We start from the raw sequence: 11,338 nt of genomic DNA, 5'->3' as shown, positions 1-11,338 counted from the left end.
CCGGCGGCCGCGGCGAGGGCCGCCGCCAGCAGCGAGTCCGCCGACGCCCCCGCGCGCAGGCTGTCCGGCAGCGCCGCGAGCAGGGAGTCGAGGCCGCCCGGGGCCAGGCTGTCCAGGACGGCGGTCGCGCGGCCGGCCAGGTCGTCCAGCTCGGCCAGGCGCACGAAGGCGTAGCGGCCGCTCATGCTCCCGCGCACGTCGACCCGCTCGACCTTGCGGTCGCGGAAGGCGAGCAGGATGGTGTCCCCCGCGACGTCGTTGCAGGCGATCTCCTCGCGGTCCGCCTCCGGCACGTAGATGCTGCGCGCCTTGCCGACGACGACCGAGGTGTGGGGTTCGCCGTCCGCGAAGTGGATGTTGACGACGTCGCCGGTCAGCTCGTTGCGCGCCGGCAGGCCGCGGTACTGCTCGGCCAGGGCGGCGGGCCCCTCGTCCTCCACGCGCGCGGTCCCCTCCAGCAGGACGCGCTCCAGCTCGCCGTCCCGGTAGAAGAACTCGATGCCGTCGGCCGTCATCGTGCTGCCGTCGCCGTCCTCGACGCGCGGCGAGCCGCGCAGCAGGACGTGCTCGCGCCCCTGGACGTGCGCCGTGTCGGCGTGGGCGCGGGTCCGCCCCTGCCGGATCGCCACGTCGCCCACCATCACGACCCGGTTCTCGGCCCGGTGGAAGGTCATCACGCGCGCGTCGGCGTCCAGGGGGTCGCCGCCCTGCTCGCGCGTGGTCAGGTGCGGGGCGCGGTCGACCACGACCACGCTGTCGGCGCGGTCGAAGACGGCGCGGCCGCCCGTCACCAGGCTCTGCTTGCCGGGGTCGACGATCCGCACCGCGCCGGTCGCCTCGCCGCGCCCGCCGTCGTCACGGCGCACGATGGTGTCGCCGAAGACGACGTAGCCGGGGTCGACCAGGCGCGCGTCGCCGATCAGGCGCAGCAGGGCGCCGTCGTCGCGCAGCTCACCGCGCGTCGAGGTGGCCGTGACGTCGCCGTCGACCAGCTGCACGCGGCCCCGGAAGTCGGCGGCGCGCAGGCCGCCGTCGTAGGTCGCCTCGTCGCAGGTCAGCACGGCGCGCCCGCGCGTCAGGCGCACGCCGCCGAAGAAGTCGTAGCGCTGCTCGTCGCGGTAGAACAGGGCCGAATCGCTGGCCACGGTCAGGGAGTCGCGCTCGATCAGCACGCCGCCGGTCAGGTGGGTGACGGTCCGCCCGCCCTCGACCCGGTCCACCAGCCGGACGGCGCGGGTGCGGGTCGCCGCCGCCGGCGGCGGCGCAGACGATGCGGCCGCTGCCGATGACGGCGGTGTGGACGATGTGGTCGCCGCCGGCGTGGCCGCGGCCGCCGCCAGCCCCAGCAGGGCGGCCGCCAGCAGGAGGGGCCCGCGCCGCGCGCAGGTCACGACCGCTCCCGGGCCTCTGCTGCAAGGCGAATTGCGGCGAGGTGAGTTGCGGCGAGGTGCGCCGCGCCGAAGGCGGCCGCGGACGAGCCCAGCCTGGCCGGCACGATCGGCGTGGACCGGGCCGCCTCGCACAGGACGATCCGCGCGGCCGTCTCCCGGCAGGGGCCCAGCAGCAGTTCGCCGGCCGCGGCCACGCCGCCGCCGATGATCACGAGGTCGGGATCCAGCACGTTCAGCAGGTTGCCCACGGCCTGGCCGAGTCGCTCGCCGGCCTCGCGGAACAGCGCGGCAGCGGCCAAGTCTGAGGCGGTGGCCAATTCGGCGAGGTCCCGCGTGGTCAGCTCCCCGCCGCGTTCCGCGACCAGCGCGCGCAGTCCCGGCGAGCAGTCCGGCGCCGCGGCGCGGCGGCGCGCGGCGGCCAGCAGGCCCCGCGAACCGGCGTAGGCCTCGAGGCAGCCCCGGTTGCCGCAGTTGCAGAGGGGTCCCGCGGCGTCGAGGATCATGTGCCCGATCTCGCCGGCGCCGAAACGGTGACCGACCAGCAGGCGCCCCTCGATCATCACGGCGCCGCCGACGCCGGTTCCCAGGGCGAGCATGACCAGATCGCCGCCGCCCCGCTCGCCACCTTCCCTCTCGCCACCGTCCTTGCCCGCGCCGAGACGGGCCTCGCCGGCCAGCGCGGCGTTGACGTCGTTGGTCAGCGCGATCGCGGCGCCGGGGAACGCGACCCCCATCAGACCGGCGAGATCGGCGCCCTCCCAGCCCGGCAGGTTGGGGGTCCGGCCCAGCCGGCCGGTCCGCACGTCGACGATGCCGGCGCAGGCCAGCCCCGCGGCGCCGATCCCGGCGTCGGGCGGCAGCAGTTCCGCGACGCGCGCGGCCAGCCGCCCGAACGTGATCGCGGGCGACGCGGGGTCGCTGGGCACCTCGCCCGTCCAGCGCCCCGGCTCGTCGCCGTCGCCCAGGGCGTACTTGACGTACGTCCCGCCGACGTCGGCGCCGAGGATCAGCGAACGGTTCATGGGCGTCCTTCCGCGCGGGCGGCCAGCGTCGCGGCCGCGTCGCGCGGCGTTCGGGTCTCGGCGAGGGAGCGGAACCCCAGCTCGTGCAGGGTCTCGGCCACCAGGAAGCAGGAGCCGCAGACCAGGACGGCGTCGCCGGGCGCCGCCGTCGCCAGCTCGTCGACCGCCGCCGCCACCCCGTCCAGCACGACGGCGCCATGATGCGCAGCGAGGCCCCAGCGGTCCATCAACGATTTCAGCTGCTCCGGGTTCCGGGAACGGGGCAGCGACACCGGGGCCAGCACGATCCGGTCCATGCCCGCGAGCAGCCGGCCGGCCTCGTCGCCGGGGTCCTTGTCGACCATGCCGCCGAACAGGACCAGGCGGCGTCCCGCGCAGGGGCGCTCGCGGAAGGCTTCCAGCGACACGGCCAGCGCCTCGGCGTTGTGGGCGGTGTCCAGGATCCAGTCCGGTCCGCTCAGGACACGCTGGAAACGGCCCGGCAGGAAGGCGCGGGACAGCGCGCCGGCGGGATCGGGCGCGGAGCGCACGACGCCGGCGACGGCCAGCTCCTCCAACGCGAGCAGCGCCAGGGCGGCGTTGCGCCGCATCGCGGGCGCGGCGTAGGGCGGCAGCCCGCGGTACGCGGCGCGCCGCGTCACGAGGTCCCAGCCCTCGTCGCCGACCTCGATGCGCGTCAGCTCGTCCAGGAAGTGGGCCGGGCTGCCGGCGGCCACGGCGGCGGCGAAGGCCCGGGCCTTGAGCCCCTCGGCGATGGAACAGAACAGCGGCACGCCGGGCTTGAGCAGTCCGAGCTTCTCGTCGGCGATGGCCTCGACCGTCTCGCCCAGGATCGCCTGGTGGTCCAGCGACACGCCGGTCAGCAGGATAGCCGCGGCCGGCAGCGCGTTGCTGGCGTCGAGCCGGCCGCCGAGGCCCGCCTCGCAGCAGAAGACCTCCACGCCGCGGTCGCGCGCCGCGGCCAGCGAGGCCGCCGTCAGGGTCTCGAACCAGCTCGCCTCGTGGCGCTCGACCGCGGGTCGCAGACCCTCGACGAGCCCGCGGAAGTGCCCGCGCTCGACGGGTTCGCCGTCGATCTCGAGCCGCTCGTACATCGAGAGCAGGTGGGGGCTGGTGTAGCAGGCCGTGCGGTAGCCCGCCTCCTGCAGCAGGCGCGCGAGCAGGCGCGTCGTGCTGCCCTTGCCGTTCGTGCCGGCCACCACGAGCGAGATCATGCCCTGTTCGGGCCGGCCGAGCTCGTCGAGCAGGCCGCGGATGCGGCGCAGGCCGGGACGGATGCCCAGCCGGTTCAGATCGAACAGCCAGCGGGTCGTCTCGCTGTCGGGGGCGAACGGCGGCGCGAGGTCCGGCCCGATCCCGGGCTCGCCGGGATGGGTCACGCCGTCGCGCGTCGGCTCGGGAAGCGGCGGCACGGCGTCAACCGAGGCCGGCGCGCGGGACCGAGACGTCGCGGCCGTCGACGAACCAGTGCAGCACCGCGGCCAGGCGGGGCCGGAGCTCCTTGCGCGGCACGATCATGTCGATCATGCCGTGCTCGAGCAGGAACTCGGAGGACTGGAAGCCCTCGGGCAGCTCGCTGTTGATGGTCTGCTGGATCACGCGGGGGCCGGCGAAGCCGATCAGCGCCTTCGGCTCCGCGATGTTCACGTCCCCGAGCGAGGCGTAGCTGGCGGTGACGCCGCCGGTGGTCGGGTTGGTCAGGATCGAGACGAACGGGACGCCCTCTTCGCGCAGCCGGGAGAGCACGGCGCTGGTCTTGGCCATCTGCATCAGCGACAGCAGGGACTCCTGCATGCGGGCGCCGCCGGAACGCGAGACGATGATCGCGGCCTGCCGCTCGCGCACCGCGTCCAGGAGCATGCGGGCGATCTTCTCGCCGACCACCGAGCCCATGCTGCCGCCCATGAACTCGAAGTCCATGATGCCGAGCTGGACCGGCAGGCCGTCGATCTCGGCGCCGCCCACCACGATGGCGTCCTCGCGGCCCGTCTTCTTCAGCGTGGCCTTGATCCGCTCCTCGTAGCTCTTGGAATCCTTGAACCCCAGGGGGTCCATCGAGATGATGCCGGTGTGGGTCTCCCGCCAGGTGCCGGGGTCGCAGAGCAGGTCCCGGTACTGTTCGGTGGTCAGGCGCAGGTGGTGGTTGCAGTTGCCGCAGACCCAGAGGTTGCGCGCCAGCTCGCGGTGGTAGAGCACGTCGGCGCAGGCCGGGCACTTGCTCCACAGGTTGTCCGGGATCTCCTTCTTCTCGGCCGTGATGGCCTTGATGCCCTTCTTCGCCTGGTCGATCCAAGACACGGCGGCCTCCTCGGTGCGCGGATTCCCCACGGCGGGCAGTCCAGGTTAACGTCTGTCCCCGGCAGCGACAAGGCGGAAAAGCCGGACCGACGTAACACCGGGCCGCGTCACGGCCTACAGCTGGCGCGTCATGATCACGGCGTCCTCGCCGTCCCGGTAGTAGCGCCGCCTCAGGCCGGCCTCCAGGAACCCGTGCCGCTGGTAGAAGGAGCGGGCCGGCAGGTTCCCCGCGCGCACCTCGAGCGTCACGAGCACGCTGCCCTCCTCGCGGCCGGCCTCGATCGCGGCCTCCAGCAGCCGCGTGCCGATGCTCCGGCGGCGCCAGGCCTCGTCCACCGCGAGGTTGATGATGTGCAGCTCGTCGGCGACCGACCAGGCCATCAGGAAGCCCACCACGGTGCCGTCGTTCTCGGCGACCAGCGGCCGCCGCAGGCGGTCGACCTGCAGCTCGGCGAGCAGGGCCTCGCGGGGCCAGGGATCGGAGAAGCTGGCGCGCTCCAGCCGCGCGATCGCGTGCAGGTCGGCCGGGACGCCCTCCCGCAGCAGGATCTCGTCGCCGCCGTTCATGAGGGCGCGGGGCCGTCGCCGCCGGGCGGCGTGCGCGGCGGGGCGGCGGGCGTGAGGTCGAGACCGCGCAGCATCTCGGCGTCCGAGGCGCGCAGGTAGAGCGGCGTCAGCGAGTGGGGACTGGTGGTCCCGAGGCGGGGCGTCGGCGACGCCATGGCCAGGGCGAGCGCCTTGGCCGTGGGCGGGTGCGCGGCGCTCCAGCAGCGCAGGCCGGGCTCGCCGCGGGCCGCGAGTTCGGGGCGCAGGTCGGGCCCTTCGCCCAGCAGCGGGGCGGCGCCGCTGCCGGCGTAGACCGGCGACTCCGGGTCGTCCACGACCGCCAGCACCCGCGCCCACCAGCCGTCGGCGGTCAGCGCGCAGGCCTCGGCGACGACGCGGACCCAGTCGCCGTCGCGGCGGTAGACGCCGGCGAACACCTCGCCGCGGCGCGCGTCGAGCGCGGGCACGGCCCAGTCCCGGTCCGGCCGCTCGGCCAGCATGGCGGCGGCCATCGCCTCCAGGGTGGTGACGGCGTGCAGGGGCAGGCCCAGGGCGAAGGCCAGGGACTTGGCGGTCGCCACGCCGATGCGCACGCCGGTGAAGCTGCCGGGGCCGCGGCAGACGCCGATGGCTCCCAGTTCGGCACGGTCGCGCCCGGACTCCGCCAGCAGCGTGTCGACGGCCGCGAGCAGCGCGTTGGCGTAGCTGCCGGTCACGTTGCGCGGGTGGTAGCCGACCAGGCGGCCGCGCTCCGCCAGCGCGAAGCGGCCCGAGGGCGTGGAGGTGTCCAGGGCCAGGCACAGCATCAGTCGTCGCCCCCCGCCGCCAGCGCGGCCCAGTCCGCCGGCAGTTTCGGCACGCCGCGCAGCCGCCAGACGCGCGACTCCGGCGCCTCCCCCGGCACGGCCAGCAGCTCGATCCGCCCGCGCAGCCAGGGCACCAGCGGGTCGGGCCATTCGGCGAGCAGGACGGCCGCCCCGGATTCGACCTCGTCCAGGATCGCGTCCAGGCCGACGTCGTGCAGGTCGTCGCCGGGTCCGAGGCGGTAGCAGTCGAGGTGGTGGACGACGAGACGGCCCTCGAGCCGGTTGGCCAGGGCGAAGGTGGGCGAGGTCACTTCGTCGTCGATGCCCAGGCCGCGGCAGAGCCCCTGCGCGAAGGTCGTCTTGCCGGCGCCGAGCGGGCCCCAGAGCAGCAGCGCCTCGCCGCCGCGCAGCAGGCCAGCCGCCCGCTCGCCCAGCGCCGCGGTCGCCGCCGGCGACCCGGTCCGCACCGCGACCGGGAACCCCCGGGGATCCGGCAGGACGTGTTCCATGCCCCGCCTCCTAGCGCGGCCGCAGGACCGCGAACGGGATGATCAGCTCCTCGAGGCTGATGCCTCCGTGCTGGAAGCTGCCGCGGTACAGGCGCTCGTACTCGTGGAAGTTGGTCGGGTAGACCAGGTAGTCGTTCTCGGTCGTGATCGCGTAGTTCTCGATGGTCGACTGGCGCGGCAGCATGCAGGCTTCCGGGTCCTTGATCAGGAAGACCGCCTTCTCGTCCACGCCCAGGTTGTCGCCGTACTTGTAGCGCACGTTGGAGCTCGTGTCGCGGTTGCCCTTGACCGTGGTGGCCCGCGTGCAGTTCGTCGAGCCGTGGTCGGTGGTGATGAAGACCGTGACGTTCCGGCGCGCCAGCAGCTTCAGCACCTCGTAGAGCGTGGAGTGTTCGAACCAGCTGCGCATCAGCGAGCGGAAGGCCGCCACGTCCGGCGCCAGCTCCTTGAGGATGGAGGACTGGGAGCGGCCGTGGGCCATGATGTCCAGGAAGTTGTAGACGGCGGCCACCAGGCGCACGCCGTCGAGCGAGCCGAGGTGCTTGCGCAGGTCGTCGCTGTCGCGGGCGTCGAACACCTTGTAGTACTTGTAGCTCGTGGCGGCGGCGGAGCCCAGGCGGCGCAGCTGCTCGCCGAGCAGCTCCTCCTCGTGGGCGTTCTTGGAGTGCTGCTGCTGGCTGGAGCCGCGCCACCAGTCCGGGTAGCGCGCGGCGATCTCGCGGGGGTAGAGCCCCGCGAACAGGGCGTTGCGCGCGAACGGCGTCGCCGAGGGCAGGATCGACCAGTACTGCCGGCGCTCGAGGTGGTAGTAGGGCTCCAGCAGGTCCTCGATGTGGCGCCACTGGTCCAGCCGCATGCAGTCGATGACGATCCAGTACACCTGGCGGCCGGTCTCGATCTCCGGCGCCACCCAGGTGCGGAAGAGGTCGGGGCACATCAGCGGCGCGTCGGCGGCGCCGCCGACCCACCGCGCGTAGTTCTCGCGGACGAAGCGCGCGAAGGCGCGGTTGCACTCGGCGAGCTGCTCGTCGTGGACCTGCAGCAGGCCGTGGTCGCTGTAGGCGTAGAGGTCCAGCGCCCAGCCCACCATGTCGGCGTAGAGCGACTCCCAGTCGCCGGGCGCGGCGGCGCGGGCTAGGCGGCCGCCGACCGTGCCGTAGTGGGCGAGGTAGTCGCGGTTGACCTGCTCGCCCAGGATGCGGCGCCCCTCGAGCAGCCGCTTGAGCGCCGAGACGATCTGCAGCGGGGAGACCGGCTTGACCAGGTAGTCGTCGATGCGGCTGCCGATGGCGCGCCGCATCAGGTCCTCCTCCTCGCTCTTGGTGATCATGATCACCGGCACGCTCTCGCGCACCTTCTTGATCTCGACCAGCGTCTCGAGGCCGCCCATGCCCGGCATCATCTCGTCCAGCAGCACCGCGTCGTAGCGCGCGCCGGCCAGCATGGCGACGGCGTCGCGCCCGTTGTTGACGCCGTCCACCTGGTAGCCCTTCTCGGTCAGGTACACGACGTGGGAGCGCAGCTCCTCGATCTGGTCGTCGACCCACAGGATCCTATACGGCGACAAAAGGCTCCTCTCCCGGCAGCGTGATCAGGAAGGTGGTCCCCCCCGCGCCCGTCTCCTCGATCTGGATGCGCCCGCCGTGGTACTGCACGACGATGCGCCGGACCAGGGCCAGCCCCATCCCCCAACCGCGGCTCTTGGTGGTATACCCGGCCTCGAAGATGCGGTTCCGGTGCTGGGGGGCGATGCCGCAGCCGGTGTCCCGGACCCGCAGCTGGACCGCACCGTCGGGGCCGTCGTCCAGGGACAGCACGATCTCGCCCACGCCGTCCTTCATCGCGTCGATGCCGTTCTTGATCAGGTTCTCGAGCACCCACTCCAGCAGGTCGCGGTTGAACCGGCAGCCGCGGGCGTGGCGGTCCTCGACGGTGATCGCGACGCTGCCGCCCAGGTGGGGCAGCCGGCGGCGGAAGTAGGCGACGGTCGTCTCGACGGTCGCCGCGAGGTCGGTGTCCCCGAGCTGGGGCCGCGACCCGATCTGGCTGAAGCGCTCGGACACCTTGCCCAGGCGGGCCACGTCGCGGCCCAGCTCCTCGACGATGTCGTCGGGCCGGCGGTCGCGCAGGATCTCCAGCCAACCCATGATCGAAGTGATGGGCGTGCCGAGCTGGTGGGCCGTCTCCTTGGCCATGCCGGCGAAGAGCTTCTGCTCGTGGCCCTCGCGCTGCAGGCTCAAGGCCCAGACGATCAGCAGGAAGAAGACCGCCAGCAGCGCCAGCTCGGCGTAGGGCAGCCAGCGGATCTGGCGGCCGAGGGCCGAGGCGCCGTAGTGCAGCGTCATCACGCGCTGGCCGGTGCGCGGGTCCGTGATGGCGAACGGCTCGTTGCGCGCGTCGTACTCGCGCACCAGGGCCAGGATCCGGTCGATGTCGCCGCCGTTGCCGCCGGCGGGGTCGGTGCGCGCCAGCGCCTCCAGCGATTCCGGCATCGGGATGCCCACGACCGGCGAGTTCCACAGCAGCGGCCGGTCCTGGTTGTCGGTCACGATGAAGGGCACGTCCAGCTCGCGCGAGCGGGTCAGGACCTCCTGCAGCCCGCCGCCCTCCCCCTGGCCGAGGTGGACGCTGGCGAAGTGCGACAGCAGCCAGGTCGAGAGCTGCGCCTGCTGCTCCACGCGGCCGGCGAGGCGGTACGCCCCCCAGCCGACGATCATCAGGATCGCCAGGCTCCCGGCCAGCACGTAGGCGGTGAAGACCCGGCGCCTGCGCAGGAACCGCAATGTCCCGGGCCACCAGGCCATGCCGCCTCCCCTACCCGATGTGTTCGAGGCCGCCCATGTAGGGGCGTAGGACCTCGGGCACGCGGACGCGCCCGTCGGGGGTCTGGTAGTTCTCGAGGATCGCGACCAGCACGCGGGGCAGGGCGAGGCCGGAGCCGTTGAGGGTGTGGACGAAGACGGCGCCGTCGGGCCCCTTGACGCGGATGCCGGCGCGGCGGGCCTGGAAGTCCTCGAAGTTGCTGCAGCTCGAGACCTCGAGCCACTTGCCGACGCCCGCGGCCCACGCCTCCAGGTCGTAGCACTTGGCGGCCGCGAAGCTCAGGTCGCCCGAGGCCAGCGCCACGACGCGGTAGGGCAGCCCCAGCCGGCGCAGGATCTCCTCGGCGTCGTCGGTCAGGGTCTCGAGGGTCTCGTAGGACGTGCCGGGCCGCACGAACTGCACCATCTCCACCTTGTGGAACTGGTGGACGCGCAGCAGCCCGCGGGTGTCCTTGCCGGCCGCGCCGGCCTCGCGCCGGAAGCAGGGCGAGAAGGCCACGTACTTCAGGGGCAGTCGCTCCCAGTCCAGCGTCGACTGGCGGTGCATGTTGGTGACCGAGACCTCGGCCGTGGGGATCAGGTACAGCCCGTCGAGCGGGCAGGCGTACATGTCCTCTTCCATCTTGGGCAGCTGGCCGGTGCCGGTCATCGCCTCGCGGTTGACGAGGTAGGGCGCGTTGACCTCGACGTAGCCCTGCTCGAGGTGCACGTCGATCATGAAGTTGATCAGGGCCCGCTCGAGCCGGGCGCCCTGGCCGGTGAGCAGGGTGAAGCCCGAGCCGGACATGCGGGCCGCGGCTTCGAGGTCCATGATGCCGAGCGCGGCGCCGAGGTCCCAGTGGGGCTTCGCCGCGAAGGCGGGCTCGACGACCTCGCCCCACGCGCGCACCACGGTGTTGTCCTCCTCGCCGCCGGTGCGCACGCTCGCGTGCGGCACGTTGGGCAGCCGGAGGTAGAGCGTCTCGGCGGCGGCCTCGGCGGCGTCGGCCTGCTGCTTGAGGTCCTTGAGGCGGGCGGAGATCTCCTTCATCCGCGCGATGTCCGCGCCGGTGTCGGCGCCGGACTTGCGGCCGGCGGCGATGGCCTTGTTGGCGCGGTTGGCCTCGGCCTGCAGCTCCTCGTACTCCTGCAGGCAGGCCCGGCGCTCCCCGTCGGCGCGGTAGTAGGCGTCGACGTCCACCGCGTCGCGCTTCGCGGCCACGGCGGCGGTCACCAGATCCCGGTTCTCGCGCAGGAATTTCCGGTCCAGCACGGGTGCCCTCCCCCGCGCGTCGGCGGGCTGTTTTCACGTTGCAATCGGCCCTGGCGGCTGGTAGAAGGGTATAGACTAACGGTCTGGAGCGGGCAAGGCAAATCGCCCCCCCGCCGCCGTCCCGCGACCGAGGACATCCGGCCATGAACCGCGAACAGTTGCTGGCGTCCCTGCGCGGCGCCCCCGTTGTCGAGCGCGTCATCACCGCCCTGGACGTCGCCGACCGCGACGGGGCCCTGCGCCTCGCCGCCGCTCTCGGCCCCCGCGGCCGCCTGGTCAAGGTGGGCCTGGAACTGTTCACCGCGGCGGGGCCGGCCGTCGTCGCCGACCTGCGCGCCGCCGGCCGCGACGTCTTCCTGGACCTCAAGCTCAAGGACATCCCCAACACCGTCGCCGGCGCGGTCCGCGCCGCCTGCGCGCTGGACGTGAGCCTGCTCACCCTGCACGCCGACGGCGGCAGGCGCATGCTGGAAGCCGCGGTCGCGGCCGCGCAGGCCGGCGCCGCGGGCGGCCGCCGCCCGGCGCTGCTCGCCGTCACCGTGCTGACGAGCCTGGACGCGGAGGAGCTCGAAGAGGCGGCCCCCGGCGGCGGCACCCCGGCCGAGCGCGTCGTGCGCCTGGCGCGCCTCGCCTGGGAAGCCGGCTGCGACGGGATCGTCTGCGCGCCCCCGGACCTGCCCGCCATGCGCTGC

11 protein-coding genes are annotated in these 11,338 nt (G+C 73.5%); 1 reads left to right on the top strand and 10 read right to left on the bottom strand.

Features of this window, described 5'->3' with window-relative positions:
* From Q7W29_11480 to serS, 10 genes are all read right to left on the bottom strand, one after another.
* On the bottom strand, positions 1-1,391 hold a 1,391-nt coding region (locus Q7W29_11480), incomplete at its 3' end, for an LptA/OstA family protein (GenBank protein ID MDO9172439.1).
* Complete coding sequence (locus Q7W29_11475; protein ID MDO9172438.1) at positions 1,388-2,413, bottom strand: ROK family protein; 1,026 nt, start codon at positions 2,411-2,413, stop codon at positions 1,388-1,390. The genes Q7W29_11480 and Q7W29_11475, both read right to left, overlap by 4 nt.
* On the bottom strand, positions 2,410-3,825 hold the full coding sequence (locus tag Q7W29_11470; protein MDO9172437.1) for a cyanophycin synthetase: 1,416 nt from the start codon (positions 3,823-3,825) through the stop codon (positions 2,410-2,412). The genes Q7W29_11475 and Q7W29_11470 overlap by 4 nt, the downstream gene beginning before the upstream one ends.
* Before the next feature lie 4 nt (positions 3,826-3,829).
* Positions 3,830-4,711 (bottom strand): acetyl-CoA carboxylase, carboxyltransferase subunit beta, encoded by an 882-nt coding sequence (accD, locus tag Q7W29_11465; protein ID MDO9172436.1) that lies wholly within the window; start codon positions 4,709-4,711, stop codon positions 3,830-3,832.
* A gap of 114 nt (positions 4,712-4,825) precedes the next feature.
* Entirely contained in the window at positions 4,826-5,278 is a 453-nt protein-coding gene (gene rimI, locus Q7W29_11460; GenBank protein MDO9172435.1) for a ribosomal protein S18-alanine N-acetyltransferase, read from the bottom strand.
* Complete coding sequence (gene tsaB, locus Q7W29_11455; protein MDO9172434.1) at positions 5,275-6,063, bottom strand: tRNA (adenosine(37)-N6)-threonylcarbamoyltransferase complex dimerization subunit type 1 TsaB; 789 nt, start codon at positions 6,061-6,063, stop codon at positions 5,275-5,277. Before tsaB ends, rimI begins: the two co-directional genes overlap by 4 nt.
* On the bottom strand, positions 6,063-6,572 hold the full coding sequence (gene tsaE, locus Q7W29_11450) for a tRNA (adenosine(37)-N6)-threonylcarbamoyltransferase complex ATPase subunit type 1 TsaE (protein ID MDO9172433.1): 510 nt from the start codon (positions 6,570-6,572) through the stop codon (positions 6,063-6,065). The genes tsaB and tsaE overlap by 1 nt, the downstream gene beginning before the upstream one ends.
* Before the next feature lie 10 nt (positions 6,573-6,582).
* On the bottom strand, positions 6,583-8,139 hold the full coding sequence (locus Q7W29_11445) for a bifunctional response regulator/alkaline phosphatase family protein (protein MDO9172432.1): 1,557 nt from the start codon (positions 8,137-8,139) through the stop codon (positions 6,583-6,585).
* The gene (locus Q7W29_11440) at positions 8,126-9,376 is read right to left on the bottom strand and encodes a HAMP domain-containing sensor histidine kinase (GenBank protein MDO9172431.1); all 1,251 of its coding nucleotides are present in this window, start codon (positions 9,374-9,376) and stop codon (positions 8,126-8,128) included. The genes Q7W29_11445 and Q7W29_11440 overlap by 14 nt, the downstream gene beginning before the upstream one ends.
* Before the next feature lie 10 nt (positions 9,377-9,386).
* Entirely contained in the window at positions 9,387-10,646 is a 1,260-nt protein-coding gene (gene serS / locus Q7W29_11435) for a serine--tRNA ligase (protein ID MDO9172430.1), read from the bottom strand.
* Positions 10,647-10,789: 143 nt separating this feature from the next.
* On the opposite strand from serS, the gene pyrF reads away from it, so the two are divergent.
* The coding region (gene pyrF, locus Q7W29_11430; GenBank protein MDO9172429.1) for an orotidine-5'-phosphate decarboxylase at positions 10,790-11,338 on the top strand (549 nt) is incomplete at its 3' end.

The sequence above is a fragment of the bacterium genome (assembly GCA_030654305.1).
Lineage (GTDB): Bacteria > Krumholzibacteriota > Krumholzibacteriia > LZORAL124-64-63 > LZORAL124-64-63 > PNOJ01.
Note: the sequence above shows the minus strand (reverse complement) of the source record. Positions and strands in the feature narration are given on the sequence as shown.

Excerpts from the sequence above, each read along its gene's own strand:
- tsaB (MDO9172434.1), bottom strand. The coding sequence starts at position 6,063 with ATGCTGTGCCTGGCCCTGGACACCTCCACGCCCTCGGGCCGCTTCGCG.
- rimI (MDO9172435.1), bottom strand. The coding sequence starts at position 5,278 with ATGAACGGCGGCGACGAGATCCTGCTGCGGGAGGGCGTCCCGGCCGAC.
- Q7W29_11475 (MDO9172438.1), bottom strand. The coding sequence starts at position 2,413 with ATGAACCGTTCGCTGATCCTCGGCGCCGACGTCGGCGGGACGTACGTC.
- tsaE (MDO9172433.1), bottom strand. The coding sequence starts at position 6,572 with ATGGAACACGTCCTGCCGGATCCCCGGGGGTTCCCGGTCGCGGTGCGG.
- Q7W29_11440 (MDO9172431.1), bottom strand. The coding sequence starts at position 9,376 with ATGGCCTGGTGGCCCGGGACATTGCGGTTCCTGCGCAGGCGCCGGGTC.